General features: G+C 54.1%; 25 protein-coding genes. 14 read left to right on the top strand and 11 right to left on the bottom strand.

What is annotated here, in order from left to right; all coding sequences use genetic code 11:
- The first annotated feature begins 11 nt into the window (after window positions 1–11).
- From QUE24_RS13710 to greB, 3 genes are read left to right on the top strand one after another with little or no spacing between them, the layout of a single operon-like run.
- Window positions 12–929 (top strand): hypothetical protein, encoded by a 918-nt coding sequence (locus QUE24_RS13710; protein ID WP_286304358.1) that lies wholly within the window; start codon window positions 12–14, stop codon window positions 927–929.
- Window positions 930–953: 24 nt separating this feature from the next.
- Window positions 954–1544 carry a gamma-mobile-trio protein GmtX gene (gene gmtX / locus QUE24_RS13705; protein WP_286306125.1) on the top strand — a complete coding sequence of 197 codons (591 nt, stop codon included), beginning with the start codon at window positions 954–956 and terminating at the stop codon, window positions 1542–1544.
- A gap of 3 nt (window positions 1545–1547) precedes the next feature.
- On the top strand, window positions 1548–2024 hold the full coding sequence (gene greB, locus QUE24_RS13700) for a transcription elongation factor GreB (RefSeq protein WP_286304357.1): 477 nt from the start codon (window positions 1548–1550) through the stop codon (window positions 2022–2024).
- Between the two features lie 341 nt (window positions 2025–2365).
- Here the strand turns inward: greB and QUE24_RS13695 are convergent, their stop codons facing one another.
- The 3 genes from QUE24_RS13695 to QUE24_RS13685 all read right to left on the bottom strand — a co-directional run bounded on the left by QUE24_RS13695 (window position 2366) and on the right by QUE24_RS13685 (window position 5405).
- The gene (locus tag QUE24_RS13695) at window positions 2366–2590 is read right to left on the bottom strand and encodes a hypothetical protein (protein ID WP_286304356.1); all 225 of its coding nucleotides are present in this window, start codon (window positions 2588–2590) and stop codon (window positions 2366–2368) included.
- Window positions 2591–3019: 429 nt separating this feature from the next.
- Entirely contained in the window at window positions 3020–4246 is a 1227-nt protein-coding gene (locus tag QUE24_RS13690) for a DEAD/DEAH box helicase (protein ID WP_286304355.1), read from the bottom strand.
- Window positions 4243–5405 (bottom strand): IS3 family transposase gene (locus QUE24_RS13685; protein ID WP_286304341.1). Its coding sequence is split into 2 segments (ribosomal slippage): window positions 4243–5150 and window positions 5150–5405, totalling 1164 coding nucleotides; the frame shifts between segments, so codons are not numbered across the junction. Before QUE24_RS13685 ends, QUE24_RS13690 begins: the two co-directional genes overlap by 4 nt.
- 258 nt (window positions 5406–5663) lie before the next feature.
- On the opposite strand from QUE24_RS13685, the gene QUE24_RS13680 reads away from it, so the two are divergent.
- The gene (locus QUE24_RS13680) at window positions 5664–6389 is read left to right on the top strand and encodes a phospholipase A (RefSeq protein WP_286304354.1); all 726 of its coding nucleotides are present in this window, start codon (window positions 5664–5666) and stop codon (window positions 6387–6389) included.
- A 349-nt stretch (window positions 6390–6738) separates the two neighbouring features.
- Here the strand turns inward: QUE24_RS13680 and QUE24_RS13675 are convergent, their stop codons facing one another.
- The 4 genes from QUE24_RS13675 to QUE24_RS13660 form a co-directional block, all read right to left on the bottom strand.
- Window positions 6739–8607, bottom strand: a complete 1869-nt coding sequence (locus tag QUE24_RS13675; protein ID WP_286304353.1) for a lipase family alpha/beta hydrolase — start codon at window positions 8605–8607, stop codon at window positions 6739–6741.
- 71 nt (window positions 8608–8678) lie between these two features.
- Window positions 8679–9722, bottom strand: a complete 1044-nt coding sequence (locus QUE24_RS13670) for an Lnb N-terminal periplasmic domain-containing protein (protein WP_286304352.1) — start codon at window positions 9720–9722, stop codon at window positions 8679–8681.
- Window positions 9719–10354, bottom strand: a complete 636-nt coding sequence (locus tag QUE24_RS13665) for a TetR/AcrR family transcriptional regulator (RefSeq protein ID WP_286304351.1) — start codon at window positions 10352–10354, stop codon at window positions 9719–9721. Before QUE24_RS13665 ends, QUE24_RS13670 begins: the two co-directional genes overlap by 4 nt.
- Window positions 10355–10425: 71 nt before the next feature.
- Window positions 10426–10728 (bottom strand): hypothetical protein, encoded by a 303-nt coding sequence (locus QUE24_RS13660; RefSeq protein ID WP_286304350.1) that lies wholly within the window; start codon window positions 10726–10728, stop codon window positions 10426–10428.
- 58 nt (window positions 10729–10786) lie between these two features.
- On the opposite strand from QUE24_RS13660, the gene QUE24_RS13655 reads away from it, so the two are divergent.
- The 9 genes from QUE24_RS13655 (at window position 10787) to QUE24_RS13620 (ending at window position 19525) form a co-directional block, all read left to right on the top strand.
- The gene (locus tag QUE24_RS13655) at window positions 10787–11896 is read left to right on the top strand and encodes an efflux transporter outer membrane subunit (RefSeq protein ID WP_286304349.1); all 1110 of its coding nucleotides are present in this window, start codon (window positions 10787–10789) and stop codon (window positions 11894–11896) included.
- Window positions 11897–11901: 5 nt separating this feature from the next.
- A complete protein-coding gene (locus QUE24_RS13650) occupies window positions 11902–12273 on the top strand; it encodes a TolC family protein (RefSeq protein WP_286306124.1) in 372 nt (123 codons plus the stop codon).
- Between the two features lie 72 nt (window positions 12274–12345).
- The gene (locus QUE24_RS13645; RefSeq protein ID WP_434013667.1) at window positions 12346–13362 is read left to right on the top strand and encodes an HlyD family secretion protein; all 1017 of its coding nucleotides are present in this window, start codon (window positions 12346–12348) and stop codon (window positions 13360–13362) included.
- A 2-nt stretch (window positions 13363–13364) separates the two neighbouring features.
- A complete protein-coding gene (gene rbbA / locus QUE24_RS13640; protein WP_286304348.1) occupies window positions 13365–16127 on the top strand; it encodes a ribosome-associated ATPase/putative transporter RbbA in 2763 nt (920 codons plus the stop codon).
- Between the two features lies 1 nt (window position 16128).
- A complete protein-coding gene (locus tag QUE24_RS15955; RefSeq protein ID WP_434013666.1) occupies window positions 16129–16374 on the top strand; it encodes a hypothetical protein in 246 nt (81 codons plus the stop codon).
- Window positions 16375–16400: 26 nt separating this feature from the next.
- Window positions 16401–17258 carry an ABC transporter permease gene (locus QUE24_RS13635; RefSeq protein WP_434013665.1) on the top strand — a complete coding sequence of 286 codons (858 nt, stop codon included), beginning with the start codon at window positions 16401–16403 and terminating at the stop codon, window positions 17256–17258.
- Window positions 17259–17437: 179 nt separating this feature from the next.
- Complete coding sequence (locus QUE24_RS13630) at window positions 17438–18190, top strand: SDR family NAD(P)-dependent oxidoreductase (protein ID WP_286304347.1); 753 nt, start codon at window positions 17438–17440, stop codon at window positions 18188–18190.
- A gap of 85 nt (window positions 18191–18275) precedes the next feature.
- Complete coding sequence (locus tag QUE24_RS13625; RefSeq protein WP_286304346.1) at window positions 18276–19016, top strand: sodium/glutamate symporter; 741 nt, start codon at window positions 18276–18278, stop codon at window positions 19014–19016.
- Between the two features lie 29 nt (window positions 19017–19045).
- Window positions 19046–19525: a sodium/glutamate symporter gene (locus QUE24_RS13620; protein WP_350226589.1), complete on the top strand. Its 480-nt coding sequence runs from the start codon at window positions 19046–19048 to the stop codon at window positions 19523–19525.
- Here the strand turns inward: QUE24_RS13620 and QUE24_RS13615 are convergent.
- Together QUE24_RS13615 and QUE24_RS15870 are read right to left on the bottom strand one after the other, a co-directional pair.
- On the bottom strand, window positions 19515–19799 hold the full coding sequence (locus tag QUE24_RS13615; RefSeq protein WP_286304345.1) for a hypothetical protein: 285 nt from the start codon (window positions 19797–19799) through the stop codon (window positions 19515–19517). The two genes, QUE24_RS13620 and QUE24_RS13615, sit on opposite strands and share 11 nt — an antisense overlap.
- A gap of 112 nt (window positions 19800–19911) precedes the next feature.
- Window positions 19912–20028, bottom strand: coding sequence for an antitoxin Xre/MbcA/ParS toxin-binding domain-containing protein (locus QUE24_RS15870; RefSeq protein WP_350226588.1), 117 nt, complete (start codon window positions 20026–20028; stop codon window positions 19912–19914).
- Window positions 20029–20174: 146 nt separating this feature from the next.
- On the opposite strand from QUE24_RS15870, the gene istA reads away from it, so the two are divergent.
- Entirely contained in the window at window positions 20175–21641 is a 1467-nt protein-coding gene (istA, locus tag QUE24_RS13610; RefSeq protein WP_286304344.1) for an IS21 family transposase, read from the top strand.
- A 14-nt stretch (window positions 21642–21655) separates the two neighbouring features.
- Here the strand turns inward: istA and QUE24_RS13605 are convergent, their stop codons facing one another.
- Together QUE24_RS13605 and QUE24_RS13600 are read right to left on the bottom strand one after the other, a co-directional pair.
- A complete protein-coding gene (locus QUE24_RS13605; RefSeq protein ID WP_286304343.1) occupies window positions 21656–21910 on the bottom strand; it encodes a ubiquitin-activating E1 family protein in 255 nt (84 codons plus the stop codon).
- A gap of 180 nt (window positions 21911–22090) precedes the next feature.
- The gene (locus tag QUE24_RS13600) at window positions 22091–22402 is read right to left on the bottom strand and encodes a hypothetical protein (protein ID WP_286304342.1); all 312 of its coding nucleotides are present in this window, start codon (window positions 22400–22402) and stop codon (window positions 22091–22093) included.
- Window positions 22403–22499 lie beyond the last annotated feature (97 nt).

Here is a 22499-nt window from a genome sequence, read left to right as displayed (position 1 = left end):
CCAACCAAGACTTGCTGCAATCACTGACTAACGATGTTCCTGCGGGGAACTATGTGTTTCGCGATTACGGCATATGCCCGTTCGCAGCCACACGCTGCAATGATGGCGGCGAAGAAATCGGTGCTACCCAAGTGCATAGCCCTACTCCATCAGGATACCTTGGCTTTCAGAATTGCATTCGTTGTCGTCATTTTATAACTGGGCCAGTCTACCTAGGCGGTTTACTATCTATCACCAACGAAATTCTTCTGGAAGCCAACAATCAATCCGAGATATGTCGGCAATTGCAGGAGAAAATTGCTGTAATTAATCACAAGCTAGAAGATCTAGATCGTCAGGAATACATTGCTACGATGAAGCAAAAGACATTTGATTTCAGTCAAAGATCTCCTCTTGAATTCAAAGTACGTAAATTAGAGTCAGAATATGAAAGCGCAGCAAAAAAAATGGATATGCTCTTGTCTGATCTCCAGGCTATCTACAAGCTGATTCAACTATCACAGTCAGTTGCTAATGGTCAGATCGAATCTGACGACAAAAACCTAGCTCTAATAAAAATGCCAGATTCCGAAGTACAAATCGAGCTTGACGAAGCCTCACACTTCCAGCAACTTCAGGAAGTATGTGAAAATGCAACGATATATGAAAGTAGTAATCCCTCGCGAGCGATATTTCCTCGATCACAAATGCTTGACAGAATGGCAAGTTTTAACGAGGTTGCACCCCGCCTGTTCATGCTTTCCCAAGAAGAACAGCTTACTATTGGTAACCAACTTGTGGCTTTATTTAAAGCACGATTAAACTCATGGGAAAAAATCAACAAACTGATTGATGGTCATCTGAAACTGACTGATTTAGTAGGCCCAGAAAGAATAGAACCTTCAGAAATAGAATTAATTACAACCAAAGCCATACCAGTAGTATTGTAAGAGATACCTCATGAAACCTGATGAATTACTAAAAAACTCAAACAAACTGCATCAAAAAAGGTCTGTAAGACGTTGGATTCCATCTATGAAATTTGCATAGAACAAACGCAACGGGGCATGTATGATTTTTCTGTAGCCACCATCTCTCGACTAGGCTATAAAAGAGGGGTTCCAAAAGCCCAAAGCTTGAGAAATCAGTCTGGAGAGCAATATCGAGCACTTCTAAACTCATTTGAAGAACAACATCATGGTGATAAACCTCGTCTGGAATCGAAATCAAAAGATGATTGGATTGAAGAAATCCAGAATCCCAAGCACAAGCTACTCGCACGTATACAGGCTTCAGAATTAGCGGCAGCAAATAAAAAACTTAGAGAGTTTATACCGCCTGGATCACGTATTGAAGTTCGAGACTATCAAAATTCTACACTTGATGAAGACCATAAACTTACTAAGTTAGAACGTCGTGCTCTGGAATACATCATTTCAGAAGAATTCTTAGGAAAATGGGGCTTTTCAATCTCAGAGTATGGTGAAATTGTAGATGGAAACAGTAAAGTTGTACTCAAAGCCGCAACGGTAGATGCTGTAAATAAAGCACTGAATAATATATAACCTATGGATACCAACATCATCACACCTGAAGGTCATACTGAATTACAACAAGAATTAGATCATCTCTGGCGAAAGGAACGCCCCGAAGTCACTAAGATAGTGCAATGGGCAGCAAGCCTTGGGGATCGCTCCGAGAATGCTGACTATCAGTACAACAAGAAAAGACTTCGTGAAATTGACCGCAGGGTTCGCTACCTCAGAGATCGCATGTCAAAATTAAGGATTATAGAATACAACCCAACTCAGGAAGGTAAAGCTTACTTTGGAGCTTGGGTTACATTAATCGATGAAAATGATGAAACACTGACCTTTAGGATCGTTGGTCCCGATGAAATCTATAGCAAAAAAAATTACATATCCGTCAGTGCTCCGGTCGCAAAAAAATGCTTAGGTAAAACCGTTGGAGACATAATTTTTGTGATTACTCCAGAAGGCAAGAAGGAGTGGGAAATATTAACCATTGAATATAATCATGGTTGAATATTCATACCAAATATTAAATCAGTTAAGATTTTATAATTAAAATTATTGCCAAGTAGATCTGAATTATTGAATGATGCTATACCGATTTTGGACTATGAAAATAGTCACAGAATCATAGATGTATGCACATAGTCTGATAAGGGATCATTAATAAAAAATCAAATGTTATTGCTTATTGATGTTCTTTTTGATCCATCGGTATACATATAACTCAAAGCCATTTTCAATTAACTCTCGAAATTTTAAGATGATAAATACCGGGAGTATTACTATCAGTACAAGACCCCAAGCCATATAAAGTACATTCATTCTCTATACTCAATTATAATGAAATGTTTTCATTCGATATTAATATGTTTCGATGATTCAATGGAACCGATTTTTTGATACAAACTCTCAAGAACTTCAGCCGCTTTAGTGATCTCATTAGCAAACTCAGGCACTGATTTAATTAAAGGATGATTCCCTAAAAATTCATCGGTATAAACACAAGCAAAATGAAGTCTGTCTAGAGCTTCAATAATGTGTCCATCATTAAGTTTCTCGTCTAAATTCTTTACCATTAAAAGCTACTCCCTATCAAAAATGAATTAATAGAAGCTAGACATATTCATAGGTCACTGGTACTGACAGCTATATCATAAGACTTGCGATCTTTTCCGAGGGCTCCATCCAGTCCACATTGGGCTATATCGTTTGGAAAGTATACATCTAGAACGTTTTTTCAGTTTCATTACATATGAACAGAAACTAGATTGCTCAGTTTAAATCGGCGGCCCTTTTAGTTTATTGTCGAACAGCTAATTTATTCCAGCAGTACGATTGAGCGAATTGAAGTACCTATAAAGATGAAGAGCGGTAGTTAACAGATCATGCTCATATAAGAACTATAGACAATGACCTTGAAATTGAGATTAAATAACTGTGATGATTTTCTTCAGTCACAAACAGCGATGTGCTAATACAAATAATCATACTAACTAACGACTAAACTAGAGCCACTCAACAAAATCTTTACATCTCATTGCGACTTTCTCAATTACTTGGCCGACTTCAGACTCTGAATCTTTGATGTTAATTACTAGAGTATCCATTGCTCTTGTTAATGGAATCATTATCCACTGAGCCGCGTAATTTCTTGCGAGATCTTCTTGAGAATCAAATAATCCTCCAAGTTCTTCCGGGGAGTTTAGCCACTGTGAGCGTTTGACTTCAAAAAGCTCATCTAAGGCGTAGTTTATTACAGCCCAGCCCTCAAGCCCCCTACATGATTCGTATTGAACAACTCTAAGGGCATCCTTATCGGTTGGATAATATTCTCTAACGTCTGCTGACGTTGCATCCCACACTTTAGCACCGCTATTTAGAATTGCCTTGCCGGGAATTGAATATGCTGCATCATCCGTATGCTTGACTAAAGATGGTGGTACACAGGCTAACATATCCACTGGGTAATTCCCCATCTTGGAGGCTTCCCCACAGATTTTTTCATACACAGACGAATTGTTCGACATATCGCCCTTAACAATCAAAACCCGCCCGCCATTGGCTTCACTACTGGGTTCTAAATCCCAATCATTTAAACCAAATTCTTCAGCACAACTTGACACAAAACTAGCAAGATTAGATTTCATACGCAGACACCTCCTCAACCGCCTTGTTCTGCACATCGTGTTCCCTAGTCCACTCTCCCAGTCTGCAATTGATGACCTAACATATTGATCCACTCCATCAGCGACGATGACATTATGTGGAGGATATATTGTTCTGATTAAATCTATTTCATTTGATGGCCAATCTTGCCCCTCATCAATAAAAACTAAGTCCCAATGAAATAGTTCGGCATTATTCTCTCGTAATTGATCAATATCATCTTGCGTGATTGCACCTGTTCTTATGAACTCAAGGAGATTTTCTTTGTGCTGTTCATAATTTTCTAGAAAATTATCTTCTTGTTTCAGTATTCCCACTTCACTCATTATTTTTCTAATGAAAGAATGGACAGTGTCAATACTTATTCCGCCTTGCTCTATGTTACGTGGAACACCCAATAGAGCCATTGTTCTCCTCATATCAGCAACAAGTGCTTTATTATATGTAAGCACGAGAGAACGTAATTGCTTTCTATCGAAAGCCTTGTAAGCCATTTGAAGAAGAATAACCGTCTTGCCAACACCACCTCTTCCTTTTATGCGGACTTGTTTATTTGTAGTGGTCAACTAATTCCGGACACGGATTTAGACAGATCTTCCGCCTTTGCAGGAGGACATCCATCGTTAAATTGATGTGGCCGTTGCCAGTTGTAATAATCCATCAGGTAATAGCTCACATCACGCATTGCTTCACTTAAGTTGCTGTAGCCCAGTCTTGGCAACCATTCAGCCTTAAAGCTCCGAAACAACCGCTCCATTGGCGCATTATCCCAACAGTTACCACGGCGGCTCATGCTTTGAGTTATGCGGTAGCGCCATAACCGTTGTCGGTATTTTCGAGAGCTGTATTGGCTACCCTGATCACTGTGGAATAACACATTCTGTGGTTTACCCCGCGACTCATAAGCCATATCCAGTGCTTTTACGGCCAAGTCAGCATCCGGCCTGGCCGACATAGCCCATCCAACCACACGGCGGGTATATAAATCCAGTACCGCAGCCAGGTAATGCCAACGATTACCTGTCCATATATAGGTAATGTCTCCACACCAGACTTGATTCGCTCGGTCAGGCTCAAATTCCCGATTAAGCACATTGGGTATATCAGGCCGCTCAACGGTCGCCTGCTTATAGGCATGGGGGCCGGGCTGTTTGCAAATCAGTCCCAGCTCAGACATCAGTCGTCTGACCTTGAAGCGGCCAATCTCTATCGCTTCGTCCCGTAGCATGCCGACAATGGTGCGACTACCGGCGCTGCCCCGGATTTTTGTAAATAATTCATTCACCTTGGAACGTAGTTGCAGGCGCTTCACATCAGGCTGTGTCCGGCATTTCTGCCTGTCATAAAAGCTACTCAGGCCAACACCAAACAGTGGGCAAAGCAGGCTCAGCTTACCGTGCTCTCTCAATTGCTCTATCAGCGTGTAGAGCCGAGCTCGTCCGACATCAAGAGAGCGGTAGCCTTTTTTAATATGGTTTTTTCCTGCTCCAGGCGCTTCACCCGCGCTTCTAGTTCCTGAATACGCTGCTGTTCCTGCGTCAGCGCCTTGGAAGCAGGTGTATGCCCACCTCGTTCAGCTTGTAACTGTTTAACCCAGCGACGTAAGGCTGACTCACCCACACCGAGGGCTTGGCAGGCTTCTGGAACACTGTAGTTCTGGTCCACCACCAAACTCGCTGCCTCCAGCTTGAACTCAGGAGTAAAACTTCTTCTTTGTTTTGTCATTGAACACCTCTGTGGAGGTCATAGTACCTCCTAAAATGGTGTCCGGGATCAGTAAACCACTACATACTTTGTTTACTTCGACATTTCCTGGTCAGCAGGAGTGGGGGCAAAAGTGGGAGTTAGGAGCGTAGTGGGCCGACATATGAAACTTTGGGGGATATTTTGAATAGTCGAACTCTTGTTGTGCTTGCATTTCTATCACCTTAGAATCTGGAGGCAAGTGACGCAGCACAAAGTCATTCTTCCGGCAACGCTTATTTGACTGAGTCAAATGAGGAGCCTGCTTTAACCATTAATGAACCGATGTTCTTCGCCTTAGGGAGGGATGACGATACAACCGCGGAATTTCAGCTAAGCCTTAAGTACCGTGTTTTTGCAGAGGACGGTTTTGTGGTGAGGCGCGCAAGTTGGTTGGAAGATCTGCACGTTGCTTACACCCAGACCTCTCTCTGGAACCTGAGTGAGGAGTCCGCGCCGTTCGAGGACTCCACTTACAGGCCCAGCTTATTCTGGGAGTTTGATTCACAATCCAGTCCGTTTGGTGCGAGATTGCTGAGGGTAGGCTATGAGCATGCTTCAAATGGGCAGGACGAAGACCGGTCTCGAAGCATCGATACTTTATTTTTGATGCCGGCGTGGAGCCGCACGCTACTTGGCCAGCAATGGACTCTTGCCCCGAAGCTTGTCGGTTATTTAGCTAAGGGCTCTGAAAACGACGATATTGCAGATTATCGGGGCTATTCTGACTTGATGCTTCGGGTAGGGACTGAGGAGAACCTGCTGATTTCTTCTTTATTTCGGCTCGGCGACAATGGCAGAACCACCATTCAGCTCGAACTGTCGTATCCGATCCGCAAACGCATTTTCGAACGAACGGGCGGTTATCTGTTTCTGAGGACTTTTAAGGGCTATGGCGAAACGCTCGAAACCTTTAATCGAAAACAGGACTTTCAGATTCGGTTTGGATTTGCCATCGTGCGCTAAGTAAATGCTGAACGTGATGAAGGCATCTACAAATGTAAGTCCGGTAATCCCCTCTTTAGCCTGTCGCCGGCCAGTTGGCACTGGGTTTCGCTGGCCTGATTCAGGCGTTCCTTGAGATTGTCGCAGAGGCCCCCAGGGTATCTACTTTTTGGACGATGCGGTAATGCGGCTGATACTTCCTATCCCACCTGGACTCAAGCCAGGAGCAAGGGATTATGAGTTTTCACGCAACGCTGCAAACCCAGTAAAATCAGGGGTAATCTACCGTAAGCCAGATGGTCTAAAAGTAGTTATGTGACAGTAGGTTAGCGTAATTGGTCGAGTGCGGCTAGAATGGACGAGTGTACTGCTACTGTACCGATGAGTGGGGGCGCTTTTTTCCTTGGATCATGTCGTCTTTGAGGATGCGCTGGATCTCCAGTACCGCAGCCGCGCTCTGTTGCACGCTGTGTCCCGAAATTATGACTTTCTCAGATTCTGCACCGGGAAGGTGGGCGCTGCTGTATGGCACAAGGCCGTCATCGGAATCCTCAAGCGGCACGTCGGCATTAGTCTGCGCCAGGATCGAGTGATAGCGCACCTGAGCCGAGATGGGAAAGTTCGCCGCCGTGCCCAGGAAAGGATCATTTTCATCAAGGTTGTCGACGCTATTCGGAATATTTCCTAGGCTTTCATGGCTGCTGGCCGCCGCATTGGGCACCAGCGTCTGGGCGAGCTCTTCGAGCACCGTAACGGGAAGTCGAATGAAACTTGCCATCCAACGCCCCAAGGGTTTTGCCGCGATTGACGTACCCCGGTGGGGCGCTGCGATGAAGATGGCGCAGCTGATATGCGGAAAAGGTTCAAAACGCAGCATCGGATCTATGCGCTCGATTTGCTTCGGTGTTAGCCGACCGCGGTCCCAGGCCAGCTGGACTAGCGACTGATCGGTTGATGAAACCATCAACCGCGCGATAACGCCGCCCATGCTATGCCCTATCAGTACCAGGTCGGATGATGCCTGTGCCTGGCCGGAAGGGTCGAAATGAGCCAGCGTCTCTTCCAGCGCCTTGCGAATCGCCGCGTGGTTTAAGGCGATCGGCATGTTGGTCGGATAGTAGACCTGCCAGATTTGGTAATGCTGGCGCAGGGTCTCATCGCCCAGGATTTCGTTGGCGAGTTCCACCCAGGCTTCCGGGCTGCTGGCTAGTCCGTGCAGCATGACGATGATCCGTCTGTTCGGATTATAGGGTTGCATCAGGTAGACGTGCGGACGGTCAATGCCGCCCTCGCGCCCAAGCAGGCTTCGCAGAGACTGGCGGTTGAAGTTGGCTCGGGCCAGCCACAAGCCGTAGCCGGCCGTAAAATTGGCTGCCAGCGGCACACGTTGGCCGTGCAGCATGATAGTCGATTCCTCAAAGGGATCATGCACCGTCAAACGGGCGGTACGGGTATGCAGCACGCTGTCCAGGTCGTCTCCGTCAGGGTGCAGCAGAACCGTCATGGGCGGCGCGGTCATCTCGCTCCAGGGTAGTGGCTGCTGATCGTGTTTAGCTGATGAGCTACCCTCGCTGGTAAGGGCAGACGTCAAGGGGGCATCCGGCATGACGGCCACCAGCTCGGCTCCGAATCCGTCGCGTCGGTAGAGACTGCGCATTCCGCGGAAAGACAGGGATGAGGCTGGTAAGAGTTCGGCTGGCACCGCCGTACTGCCCGGCAAGCGCTCACCGCGCATATCCAGTTGCAGCTCCCAACCTGCAATGTCCCAGCGGGGGTGCGCTGGCAACTGCGTAGGCATTTGATGCAGAACCTCCAACATCGCGGAGGCCGCACGCTCGACCGCATAATTATACCAATCCCGTACTTGTGTCTGGCGGTCCTCGAAGGCTCGCTCACCCGGGGTGTGGTCTCCGTGGAAGAGGTAGGCATAGGCATAACGAGCCGTCTCAAACCAGGCGGCTTGTTGTTCGGGACCAGGCTCCATGGCCTGTGCCAGCCATAATTCGGACAGTGCAGCCAGCCGTCTATCCGTGGCAACCCCCGTCACGGCAGCCAGGGCTTCGGTACACGCCGGGGAGACCGGTTTTGCGCAAGCCTGCTCATCCAATGCTGACACCCTGATGGTCTGTACAGTCGCATCGCTAAGCTTGCCTCGTGTCAGAATGTCGCCGCGCTTGAGTTCGATGGCTTCCCTGGCCGTCAGCGTATGAACTTCAACCGCTGGGCCGAATTCGCGCACTATCGAGCAGCCTCCCAGGAGCAGAGGAGCAATGGCCGCCCATGTCAAGAGACGAAAAGCCTGCGGAAACCTCATGGGTTTGCCTCGCTGGCGGGGATGCCTGGTACGCCCTGTCGAATCGACACCGAGAAGTCAGCGTCCGACGCATCAGAAGCAAGGGCACGTTCGTTGATATGCCCCCGCGTCTGCAACTCACCATAACGATAACCCAGCGTCAATCCATGCAGGTCGTAGACGTATTCCGCAAAATGTCCAGACAGTAGCAGGCGATAATCTATCGGCAACGCGGGAGCGATCAGTCGGGCCAGCTCGAACACAATGGTTGTGCAATTACTGGTCAGCGTGTTGTAAAACCGTGGTGTGCGCCGCAGTTCATTGGCAGCATCCAGATACTTCAGAAACAACGAACGGACTTTTTCTTGGCTCATCTGTAACCGATAAAGGTAAACGTCCTCGCCGCGCACATTGCTGCGCGTGTGCACGATGTCACGCTCATCTGCTGCCACCAGAACCTGCTCGAACTGACGGAAGAACCCACCGACCGCCGTATAGGACTCGTGGCGCTCCTTGCGAATTTCCAGTGAGAAAACTATTCGCTCGCCATCGTCGAAGCCGAACGACACCAATGTGTGGGCGATGTTCGGCCCCATCCAGTAAGAAAGTACCAGGTCGGCGCTACGCAGCCGGGCCAGGTCGTACGTTCGGCTTTCCCAACGAGGCGTGTAGTCGGTTTCGCTGCGCCATTCGAAGTTGCGTACATTTTTCAGCAGAACATGGTTGCCTTCGACCCTGGCCTCCAGCAACTGACTGACCTCGTCAGCCCATAGACGGTCGTGCGAGGGCTTAAGGGTGCTCCACCAGGCAGTCATGATAGCGACGGCACTTGCGAACGTAACTGCCGTGAGAGTGTGTGCCTTCCGACTGGGCAGCCCCGTCAGCGCAACCACCACCGACAATCCCGAGGTCGTCCACAGCACAAGGGTGACCATGCGGGCGGCCGGCTGCACCACCTGATGCCAGAGAGCCAGGGCGCCCCAGACCGTCAACATCAGTACCACAAAGCCAGTCACCAGACGCAAAGGAAGGTAGCTGGCCTTTTGCCTTTCCCAGTTCATTGAGGTTGCAAGAGTTCAAGCAGCAGTTGCCGGTGCGCATCCATTGTCTGTGTGAGCGGTATGGAAGGGTCGCCCTTGGATATCATTTCAGAGTTCAGCCACAGCATTGCGGGAGCGAGAGCCAGCGGGAAAAAGTGCTCGGTCAAGACGCTCGGGCGAATGACTCCCCGGTCTATGTAGCGTTGTATGATAAGTTGTGCCCGTTGCTGTAATCCGTATGCAACCTCCTCACGCCAACGTGTCACCAGGTTCGGCGCTCTGGCGCTTTCGGCCAGAAGCAGCCGGAAGATGGATATGGTAGTGGGAGAGTTAAACGTCCTGTACAGGCGATCAAGGTAGATATCTATCAGCTCTGGCAACGTCAGGTCTTCATCAGGAAGCCAGCCCTGAAAATCCCGCAGCTGCTGCGTTGTACGATCGAGTAAGGCGTGAAAAATTTCTTCCTTGCTGTTGAAGTGGGCGTAGATACCTGCTTTGGATAAACCTGCGCATTCCGCCAGGCGCTCCATGGTCACGGCGTTGTACGTCCGGTCCTCAAACTCGATCAGGGCAGCGTTCAGGATTTCCTCTTTTCTGGCGGCAGAGGACAGGTAGCGGCGTTTTTCTGGTACTTCGTCTTTCTTGGTGCTCATTCAAGGGTCCTGTTCAGAAATACGGGGGATGCTCCCGCGGGCTGATCACCAGTACCATCATGAAAGCATGGTCAACCCAGTCCAGGCAATTCCAACTGACAGCTCTGCAGCGCCTGGTGAACTGCCTGTTGCGATTCCGGGAGTATAATCGTATAATTATAAAAAACCAACCAGTCGTTTGTTTTGGTTAGTGGTAAAAGATGCCTCAGGCGTGCAGGCGGCCTGATCCGCAGGAAGATCACATCATCACCAGCCGAAAGACGAATGAGTGTGAATACATCACTAAGGAGATGACGTGGGCTTGATATCGCTTGCGAGTAAGAAACCAGCGGATTGTTTGCATCAGCTACGTTCCCCATCGCGTCGGCGGCCATCACCTATGCGCCTCTTCATTCAGACTCCACCAGCCCGAACCCCGGTTGGGACGTGACAATGCCTCCAGCTTTTTCCTTATTTTCTGTTTTCAGGCTGCGGATTGCCTTGCTGGCGCTGAGTGCCGTCGCATTGGCTGGTTGTATGTCGCTCGCTCGGGCGCCAGAGACCCCGCCGCTGCCCGTACCTGAAGTCTGGCCTGCATATCTTGAATCAGGCACCGACGGTGCACTCGCGGGAGAGCTTCCCTGGCAGGCGTACTTCAGCGACCCCTTGCTGCAACGCCTTATCGAAACCGCGCTTGCGAACAACCGCGATTTGCGTCTGGCCGCGCTGCGTGTCGATGAAGCCAGTGCTGCATTCCGTATTCAGCGCTCGGATCGATTTCCTGGGGTGGGTGTGGGTGCTCAGGGTGGGCGTGCGCGCGTCCCCGGCGACCTGAATATGTCGGGGCGGTCGCAAGTGGGTGGCGAGTATCGGGCTGAAGTGGGGCTGACCACCTGGGAGCTGGATCTGTGGGGGAGAGTCCGCAATCTGGAAGACGCCGCCCTGCAAAGCTGGCTGGCTTCCGACGCGGCCCGCCAGGCCGTCCACCTGGCGCTAATCGCCCAGGTGGCCGACGGTTATCTTGGCTTGCGCGAGATAGACGAACGCGTGGCTATCGCCCGTCAAACCGTCGCGACCCGCGAGGAGTCCTATCGCATTTTCCGGCGCCGCGTTGAAGTCGGCTCGACCTCGAAGCTGGACCTCACTCAAGTCCAAACTTTGCTGAACCAGGCTCAGGCGCTGCTAACCCAGCTTGAGCAAGCACGCGCCACGCAACTGCACGCGCTGGCACTGCTGGTAGGTGCCGATCCTGGCCCGCTGCCCACCAAGGCGCCCTTCGATGAAACAGCGGCGCTGGCCGAACTCCGGGCTGGCTTGCCCTCGGAACTGCTCACAAGTCGCCCCGACATCATCGCGGCGGAACACCAATTGCGTGCCCGCGATGCCAACATCGGCGCGGCCCGTGCTGCGTTTTTCCCGCGCATTGCGCTGACCGGCAGCTTCGGCACGGCCAGTTCCGATCTTGAAGGTCTGTTCGATTCCGGCAGTCGCGCCTGGACCTTTATGCCCACATTGTCGTTACCCATCTTCGATGGGGGCGGCGGCGCGCCAATCTTGAGTTGAGCGAAGTGCACCGTGACATCGCCGTAGCCGAATACGAGAAAACCATTCAAGCGGCCTTTCGCGAGGTGGCCGATGCGCTGAGCGCAAAGTACTGGCTGGCCGAGCAGCTGACGATCCAGCAGGCCAATCTGGAGGCGCAAAACGAACGTGCAAGGCTTGCGCAGTTGCGCTACGACAACGGCACGGCCGCCTTCCTGGAGGTGCTGGACGCACAACGAGATCTGTTGGGAGTTCAGCAACAACTGGTACAGGCACGCCGTGCGCTGCTGTCCAGCCAGGTGGCGCTGTATGCCGCATTAGGCGGGGGTACTCTCGCCGCAACCGGTGAGGCACAGGGTGTGGCCCCGGCTCCCGCTTCCACCCCATCAACCCGTTAAGGCACTCCGACCCCATGACTGTCCCCCTCTCTCAAGAAAAAACTCCTTGTCACCGCTGCAGCGGTTGTCGTCGTGCTGGCCTGGTGGGGCTGGACGAAGCTTGCCGACAGCGGCCCCGGTGAAGGCTTCGTCAGTGGCAATGGCCGTATCGAAGCGACCGAAATCGACATTGCCACCAAGCTGCCTGGTCGCATCGAAGACATTTTGGTGCGTGAAGGCGACTTTGTATCGGCGGGCCAGCCGCTGGCCAGAATGCAATTGGAAACGATGGAGGCCCAGCTCGACGAGGCGCTCGCCATGCGGCAGCAGGCTGAGCAAGCGGTGACCGCCGCGCAGGCACAGGTGGCACTGCGCGAAGCTGACGTGATTGCTGCTCAGGCGCTCGTTGGTCAGCGTGAGTCGGAGCTCGATGCCGCTCAGCGGCGGCTGAAGCGTTCAGAGACATTGTCCCGGGAAGGTGCCGCCTCGATACAAGAATTGGACGATGACCGGGCGCGCGTGCGGGGCGCACAGGCGACGCTCGCGGCCAGCAAAGCACAGACCGCCGCTGCCCGCGCCGCAGTGGAAGTCGCAAAGGCGCAGCTTGTTGGCGCACAGTCTAATGTGGCAGCCGCCACAGCCAGCATCAATCGCATCGAAGCGGACATCCGCGACAGCGAACTGCGTGCCCCGCGCGACGGACGGGTTCAGGTTCGCGTGGCGCAACCCGGCGAGGTGCTCGGAGCCGGCGGACGTGTCCTGAACCTGATCGACCTGTCGGACGTGTACATCACCTTCTTCCTGCCCGAGACCGTGGCCGGCCGCGTCGCACTGGGCACCGAGGTTCGCATCATTCTGGATGCCGCGCCGGAGTTTGTTATTCCAGCGAGCGTTTCCTTCGTCGCCAGTGTGGCGCAATTTACTCCCAAGACGGTAGAAACCGCGAGCGAGCGGCAGAAACTGATGTTCCGCGTGCGCGGGCAGATTTCCCAGGATCTGCTGCGTGAACACCTGGATCAGGTCAAGACCGGGCTGCCCGGCGTGGCCTGGGTCAAGCTCGACGCCAATGCCGAGTGGCCCGAGAACTTGTCCCTTCGCGTGCCGGAGTAAGTATGAGCCACAGTGCGCAACCCATGACCGTTGCAAGCGTCAGACAGGTGCGCTTGCGTTACGGCAACGTCATGGCCCTGGATGGCATTGACCTAGACATTCCCGCCGGGCGGATGGTCGGCCTGATTGGCCCCGACGGCGTAGGCAAGTCGAGTCTGCTCTCATTGCTGGCTGGCGTACGTATCATCCAGGAGGGCACGGTCGAGGTGCTGGGTGGCGATATGGCCAGCAAAGCCCATCGCAAGCAGGTTTGCCCGCGCATCGCCTACATGCCGCAGGGACTGGGCAAGAACCTGTACCCGACGCTCTCGGTTGAAGAGAATTTGCAGTTCTTCGCGCGCCTGTTCGGTCATGGCTCTGCGGAACGCCGCCAGCGTATCGACGAACTTACCCGGGCCACTGGTCTGTTCACATTTCTGGAACGCCCGGCAGGCAAACTCTCCGGAGGTATGAAGCAGAAGCTCGGTCTGTGCTGCGCGCTGATTCACGACCCGGATTTCCTGATTCTCGATGAGCCAACAACTGGCGTAGACCCGCTGGCGCGCGCGCAGTTCTGGGATCTGATTGAGCGCATTCGTGCCGAACGTCCCGGCATGAATGTGATCGTGGCTACGGCTTATATGGATGAGGCGCAACGTTTCGACTGGCTGACGGCCATCGATGATGGCAAGGTTCTCGCTACTGGCACACCTCAGGAGTTGTTGGAGCGAACTGGTAGCTCGAACCTGGAAGATGCATTCATCCGCCTGCTCCCGGAGCATAAAAAACGCGGGTATGAACCGGTGGTAATTCCTCCCTTGCCGGAGGATGGCGCCGACGATATCGCCATCGAGGCCAAAGGGTTGACGATGCGATTTGGCGACTTCGTCGCCGTCGACAGCGTCTCCTTTCGCATCCGGCGAGGTGAAATCTTCGGATTTCTCGGCTCCAACGGTTGCGGCAAGTCCACCACGATGAAAATGCTTACCGGTCTGCTGCCGGCGAGTGAGGGCCGAGCATGGCTGTTCGGTCATGAGGTCGACCCGCATGACCTGGACACCCGACGCCGAGTTGGCTACATGTCGCAGGCGTTCTCTCTCTACAACGAAATGACGGTACGCCAGAACCTGGCTTTGCACGCTAAACTATTCAGTGTGCCCCCCAAGGACATTCCGGGCCGCGTTGCAGAGATGGTAGAGCGTTTCGGGTTGGTGGACGTCATCGACAGCCTGCCGGCCAGTCTGCCTCTTGGCATACGCCAGCGCCTGTCGCTGGCGGTCGCCATGGTGCACAAGCCCGAATTGTTGATTCTGGACGAGCCTACGTCCGGTGTCGATCCGGTGGCGCGCGATGCGTTCTGGCGGCTGCTCATCGAATTATCACGGCGCGACCGGGTGACGGTCTTCATTTCCACTCACTTCATGAACGAGGCCGAGCGCTGCGACCGCATGTCGATGATGCATGCGGGCAAGGTGCTCGACAGCGACGTGCCCGCCAGACTGGTCGAGAAGCGCGGCGCCAAAACCCTTGAAGAGGCCTTCATCGGCTACCTCGTCGAAGCCGAGGGCGGCACGGCGGCGCCGGCCAGCCAGCCCGGGGCCGCCGATCACGAGGAGCAACCATCGGCGGCGCCCGCTGAACACGGCGGGCACGGCTCTGGCGGATTCAGCTTGCAGCGCATGTTCAGCTATCTGTGGCGCGAGACACTGGAACTGCAGCGGGACCCGGTCCGCGCCACCCTGGCGCTGGGCGGTTCGCTGCTGCTGATGTTCGTGATCGGCTTTGGCATCACCATGGACGTCGAGGATTTGAGTTATGCGGTGCTCGATCGCGACCAGACCACGCTTAGCCAGAGCTACACGCTGAACCTGGCCGGATCGCGCTACTTCACCGAGCACGCGCCGATCGTCGACTACGAGGACCTCGACCGGCGCATGCGCAACGGCGAACTGTCGCTGGCCATCGAAATCCCCGCCGGCTTTGCCCGCGATGTGTTGCGGGGGCAGACGGTGCAGATCGGTGCCTGGCTCGATGGCGCCATGCCGCAACGCGCGGAAACCGTCCAGGGCTACGTTCAGGGCATGCACCAGCACTGGCTGCTGGCACAGGCCAGCGAGCGTGGCGGCGCCAGCGCAGCCGGCAATGCCAGCGTCGAGACGCGCTTTCGCTACAACCCCGATGTCAAGAGCCTGCCGGCCATGGTGCCGGCGGTGATTCCGCTGTTGCTGCTCATGCTGCCTGCGATGCTGACCGCGCTGGCGGTGGTGCGCGAGAAGGAGACGGGCTCGATCACCAATCTCTACGTGACGCCGGTCACGCGCATCGAGTTCCTGCTTGGCAAGCAACTGCCCTATGTCGGTCTGGCCATGGCGAACTTCCTGTTGATGAGCCTGCTCGCGGTCACCGTCTTCGGTGTGCCGGTCACGGGCAGCTTCTTCACCCTGTCGCTGGCCGCGCTGATCTTCTCCTTCGCCGCGACAGGCATGGGGCTGCTGGCCTCGGCCGTCACGCGCAGCCAGATCGCCGCCATGTTCTTTGCCATGATCGGCACCATCATTCCGGCCACCCAGTTCGCCGGCCTGATCGATCCGGTGTCCTCGCTTGAAGGCTCCAGCAAGTTCATCGGCGAGATCTACCCCGCCACGCACATGATCTCCATCAGCCGTGGCGTGTTCAGCAAAGCGCTCGGCCTGGCCGATCTGGCGGGGCCGTTGTGGTCGATGCTGCTGTCGGTTCCGGTGATTCTCGGTGCGGCCGTTTTGCTACTCAAGAAGCAGGAGCGCTGAGATGCGCAGAAGAAACGTTGCCAACATCTACGACCTCGGTGTCAAGGAGCTGTGGAGCCTTTGGCGTGATCCGATGATGCTCGTGCTCATCGTCTATGTGTTCACCGCGTCGGTCTACACCTCGGCCACGTCCATGCCGGAGACGCTGCACAACGCGCCCATCGCCATCGTCGACGAGGATAATTCGGCGCTGTCCCAGCGGGTTGCCTCGGCCTTCTACCCCCGCAGTTCACCCAGCCGGCCATGATCGACTATAGAGACGTGGACCCGGGCATGGACGCGGGGCTGTACACCTTCGCCCTGGTTATTCCGCCCAACTTCCAGCGTGACGTGCTGGCGGGGCGATCGCCCGCCGCGCAGCTCAATGTCGATGCCACCCGAATGAGTCAAGCCTTCACCGGCAGTGGCTATATCCAGCAGATCTTCACGGGTGAAGTCAACGAGTTCGTCAAGCGTTATCGCGGGACTGACGCACTGCCCGTGGACCTGGCCTTGCGCGCGCGCTTCAACCCCGCACTCGAGCAGGCCTGGTTCGGCTCGGTGGTGCAGATCATCAACCACATCACGCTGTTGTCCATCATCCTGACCGGCGCGGCGCTGATCCGCGAGCGAGAGCACGGCACCATCGAGCACCTGCTGGTGATGCCGGTCACGCCCGCGCAGATCATGCTCTCCAAGGTCTGGTCGATGGCCCTGGTCGTGCTGATCGCCTCCTTCCTGTCCCTGAATTTCATGGTGCGCGGCGTACTGAGCGTGCCCATCGAGGGCTCCATTGCGCTGTTCTTCGCCGGCGCAGCACTGAGCCTGTTCGCCACCACCTCGATGGGCATCTTCATCGCCACGCTGGCGCGCAACATGCCGCAGTTCGGCATGTTGATGATGCTCACCATCATGCCGCTGCAGATGCTCTCGGGTGGCTCCACGCCCCGCGAAAGCATGCCCGAGATCGTGCAGAACATCATGCTGATTGCACCCACCACCCATTTTGTGGAACTGAGCCAGGCCATCCTCTACCGGGGCGCCGGCTTGGAGACGGTATGGCAGCCCTTCCTGGCGCTGGCCCTGATTGGCACGGTGCTGTTTTTCCTGTCGTTGGCACGCTTTCGCAAAACGATCGGCCAGATGGCCTGATCATTTGATCGCCTCAGCCGGCCTGAGGAAATAGCCGCACTGGTGGCAATTATCGCCAGCGAGTCTGCAGGGTTTATGACCTGCAGTAATGCCTCGATGCCTGGCAGCGTCCCGCTACTGGCTGTCACCCCCTTGAGCCGACTTATCAGCAACTTGACCACCCCTATGGAGGAAACACCATGCAGTACTCATTCTCTGGCCGCGTAGCCCTGGTCACCGGTGCGGGGTCTGGCATTGGCGAGGCCATCGCTCGGCTTCTTGCGAGCAACGGCCTGAATGTCGTCGTCTCGGATGTCAGCGCCGACAATGCGCAGCGCGTCACCAGCCTCATCAATGCCGAGGGTGGCCATGCCGTGGCCAATGTGGCCAACGTGGCACGCATCGATGACGTTGAGGCTGCAGTGGCTTGCGCGGTCGATACATTCGGAGTCCTTCACTTTGCTGTCAACAACGCCGGTATTGGTGGCGGCCAGAGCCCGGTAGGGGAACTGGACCCTGCCGCCTGGAGTCGGGTGATCGATGTCAACCTGAATGGCGTGTTCTATGGCCTACGCCATCAGATTCCTGCCATCCTGCGCTCCGGGGGCGGAGCCATTGTCAATATCTCCTCCATCCTGGGGGTGGTAGGTGACGCAGCGAGCCCCGCATACGTCGCAGCCAAGCATGCTGTGACCGGTCTGACCCGGTCGGCAGCGCTGGCTTATGCGCCCAAGGGAATCCGGATCAATTCGATCCACCCTGGCTACGTGCTTACACCCATCCTGGATTTCCTGGATCAATCGGCCCTCCAAGAGATCGCTGGTCTGCATCCAATCGGTCGCCTGGGTACATCGGACGAAATTGCCCATGCCGTAGCGTTTCTGCTATCGGAAGGAAGCAGCTTCGTTGCGGGCGTCCAGCTCATCGCGGATGGCGGCTACACTGCGCGGTAGGTCTGACGGCGATGAGACTACAGACATTCCACACGCCGCGCTCCATGCCGAACAGGTATTTCCGCATGGGAGGGGAGAGTGCGCGATGACGATTGATGCCTTCCATGGTTTCACGCTCGCCATCCTACTGTTGTTCGTGGGCAAGGGCTTGGTTGCGCGTTGGAGCATTTTGCGCAGATACAGTATTCCGGAAGCCTTGGTGGGCGGGTTAGCCTGCGCCTTCGTTGTCTTCATCCTGCACTACGGGATGGGGATCACGCTCAGTTTCGATCTCGAAGCGCGTAATGCGCTGCTGCTGTATTTCTTTGCGGGCATTGGCCTGAGCACGGATGCCCGCACGCTGCGCCATGGTGGACGGCCCTTGCTAATCCTGTCGGGGGTGGCCGTCGGGTTCATGATGCTGCAGAACCTGGTCGGGATGGAGATGGCTCGCGCCTTCGGCCTGGACCCACGCACCGGGTTGATGGTGGGGTCGGTTTCTCTTACCGGAGGCGTAGGCACCACTTTGGCCTGGTCCGATCACTTCGTTCAAACCCTTGGCATTGCCCAAGCGCAGGAACTGGGATTGGCAGCGAACATGATCGGCTTGATCGCGGCCTGCACCATCGGTGGCCCGATCGCGAGCCTGCTGATGCACAGGCATCGGCTGCAAGCCTCCGGCGACAGCGCTTTGGAGATTGGTACGCTACATAGCGATGAGCAGCATGCCCAACTGGACTATTACGGAGTGCTGCTGGCATTGCTCTGGCTCAACTTCGCCTTGATGCTGGGATATGGAATCAATGCCTTGGTCGCGTACCCCCCGTCACGCTGCCTGACTTTGTAGGCTGACTACTGGCGGGAATCTTACTTCGTATGATCGGCGACTGGGTGAGGCCTAATGGGCACGGGCGCTTATGGAACTGGCCGAGCATGCAGCCAGGTCTCGCCCTGATCTCCGACATATCATTGGGCCTGTTTCTGACTATGGCGTTGATGGGGCTGCGGCTTTGGGAGCTGCAACCGGTGCTTGGATTCATCACGGTGGCAATGCTGGTGCAAACTTTTCTGGTTATCGCATTTGTTCTTCTGGTTGTGTTTCGGGCAATGGGTAAGGATTACCAGGCTGCAGTGATGTTCAGGCTTCGGCGGAATCGCGTTAGGGTCCACTGCCACCGCAATCGTCAACATGACGGCGGTCACTCGGGAGCATGGCGCTGCACGGGAGGCGTTCATCGTGGTGCCGTTGGTATGTGGGTTGGTCATCGATATTGCGAACGCACTGATAATCAGCCTGATGGCCGGTTAGGCAAAAATCGTGGAAGAGGAAGTCATCGACCCCGGTTTACTTCGTAGCCTGGTTCGAGACCTTAATAAGTTCATAGCGGGCGCGCTTGCCGTCACCACTTACGACTCTTGTGCCAGACCTTCCGTCGAGAATTGCCAAGAAATCTTCGAACTTGCCACAAATACCGCCAACTTCGGCGACGGTCAGTTTAGGTATGGGTTCGGCGCTGGCCGTGCCGAAATCACGGTGGATGGCATACACGTCGGTGAGTAGCAGCGGCATGAATGTTCGCTTTGCGACCTCACCGAACGATAAGTTCGCATCTATAAGATCTGGCGCCATGGCTCTGGCTGACAGGAGAAACGGTAGCTATTGAAAGTGAGGTCCTGGAGCCTTCCAGACTGCTAAAATTTCAGGTTCATTACGAGGTCTGTGACGAATCGATCGCGCCGAGTTATTTCATAACCTCATCAAATCCGTCTCTACCCTTCAGCAGCTCCAGAGGCCGTGCTCCCAGGTGACTATTTCGGGTCCGCAGCCAATGGCTGATTGCATCAGGATCCGCTCCCACTTTGGGTGCCTGTTCGGCGACAATTAGGATGACCGGTTAGCGACAACTATCTTGGCCGGTTGGGTGTAACAATTGGCCCCTTGTTTTCCATGGTGGAGCAAAGGGTGCCAGGCCAACACATAACCAACCGACAAGAGGAGCTGTTCATGCAGCACCGACAAAATGGCGCAAGCCAGGAAGTGGCTGACGCCAAGGCGGGTATTTCCGTTCGATCCGGACGACGCATCGAGACCTCAGCACAAAACCCCCGCGTTAACACCGAGCGGCAGTGGCGCACCCGAGAAGATCCCCTGGAAGCAGTGTGGGATACAGAGCTGCTCCCTTTGCTACAAGCCAAGCCTGATTTGACCGGAACAACCCTGCTTGATTACTTGCAGGAGCAGTACCCTGAGCATTACGACCAGACCATCTTGCGCACACTGCAACGCCGGGTGAAGCAATGGCGAGCACTGCATGGGCCAGAACGCGAGGTCATTTTTCGCCAGCAGGCTGTTTTGGCACAGCAGGGATTTTCGGATTTTACCCACCCGGATAACCCCATTACGATTCAGTCCAAGGCCTTTCCACACCTGCTCTATCAGTTTCGACTGGCCTACAGCGGCTGGCGCTCGGTCACCGTGGTTCAGGGCGGTGAGAGTTATGCGGCTCTGGCGACGGGGTTGCAGCGAGCCCTACAGCAGGCTGGTGGCAGCCCTGTTGAGCACCGCACGGATAGCTTAAGTGCGGCACGCAATAACCGTCAGAATGTCTGGACGGAGGCTTACAGTGAGCTGTGCCAGCATTACCACATGACACCCACCCGAAATAACCTGGGCCAGTCCCATGAGAACGGTGTGGTGGAGTGCGCCAACGGCTCGCTCAAGAAGAGGCAGGCACAACAGCTGTTACTGCGCGGCCACAATGACTTCGAGAGTATCGAGCAGTACCAGGAGTTTATCGATTGTGCTGCCGACAAACTCAATCGTCGCAACCGGACCCGTGTACTTGAAGAGCAGGCAGCCTTGCAGCCACTGCCGGAGTTTACGGCGGCGGAGTATCAGACCCTCCACCTCAAGGTGACACGCAGCTCAACGATCGAAGTCCGCCGCGTTGTGTATACCGTGCCATCACGACTGATTGGAGAGTCTGTACAGATCCGCCTGCACCACGACAAGCTCGTGTTGTTCGTCGGCCAGCAGCCGGCACTGACCTTACCCCGCGTGTATCCGAAGCCCGGTGAGAATCGCGCCCGCAGCGTCAATTACCGGCACGTGATCTGCTCGCTGGCCTCGAAGCCACAGGCCTTCCGTTACTCTCAGCTGCGTGATGACCTGCTCCCGGACGACAGCTACCGCCAACACTGGCAACTCGCGGATGAGCATCTTGAACCCCGTGAAGCCTGCAAATGGATCGTAACAACACTGCGACTGGCCTTTGAATACGATGACGAGCAATCGCTGGGGGAAGACCTGTTGATAGAGGCCCGGGCCGGCCGGTTCGCGTCAATTACCGAGATCCAGTCACGCTACCTTCGTGGCAATCCCGATCTCGAATTCTCAGCTTCAAGTCAACACACCCTGGTCAGTTATGACGACTTGCTGTCTTCGATCCGCAGCCAAGAGGCGTCGATATGACCGACTCCGTCGCCTTACTGCTTAAAGAACTCCGTCTGCCGGTCTTCCACCGTCACTATCAATCGCTCTGGGTGTCTACCGATATTGTGTGGCTCTACAATATCGGCATCAAATGCTGTGACGTGGATTCCTTTTGGGTGTCCTAACGCCTTTAGTCCAAAGTCTAAACGGGTTAATGCATCCATAACTTCTCCACCCGTACCACCTACACCAACTACTGCAATTTTGAGTCTATTCTGAATAAATGAATGGGGTACTAAAAATTTCATGAGAGTCTCCTGTCTTGTTAGTTAAATAAACACTTTCAGGTTCTCACGAAGTGACAATGACGCAAGTAGGTTAACCCCACTTATAACGTGATTGATGATGTCTAATACGGATTTTGAAAAGGGGTAGGAGAGCTATGTCTGAGGAGGATTGTAAGGCTAGTAAATATGAAGAATGGAATACTATTTAGAATGTTCAGATTTTAGACGTTTGTAGGTCACTCTGATCACCCAACCAAAAGTCAAAGAAGTAGATATAAACGCACCGATTACACCGGGACCCGGTTCCGTATAAACAAGTGTGATTAGTCCGAGCATAGGTGCAATGAATAGCATCAATGTGAAATAGAAAGATGCAAACGTCAGCTCAACTGTATTACACCCTTGATCCCTTATTCCCAAACTCATCAATATGCCCATGCTTGCGAGCATGGCGTAGAACAAACCAGCTATTGCACCAAGACAAAAAAAGATTAGAGCACCAATTGTAGTCATGACTATATGCCTCATGCTGTGTCTTAGATAGACGTTAGAGTATCAATTACTGGATGGACGTGGTAGTTATCTACTTAACCGGCATAAAGCAATATCC

The organism is Methylophaga marina, from assembly GCF_030296755.1.
Taxonomy (GTDB): domain Bacteria; phylum Pseudomonadota; class Gammaproteobacteria; order Nitrosococcales; family Methylophagaceae; genus Methylophaga; species Methylophaga marina.
Note: the sequence above shows the minus strand (reverse complement) of the source record. Positions and strands in the feature narration are given on the sequence as shown.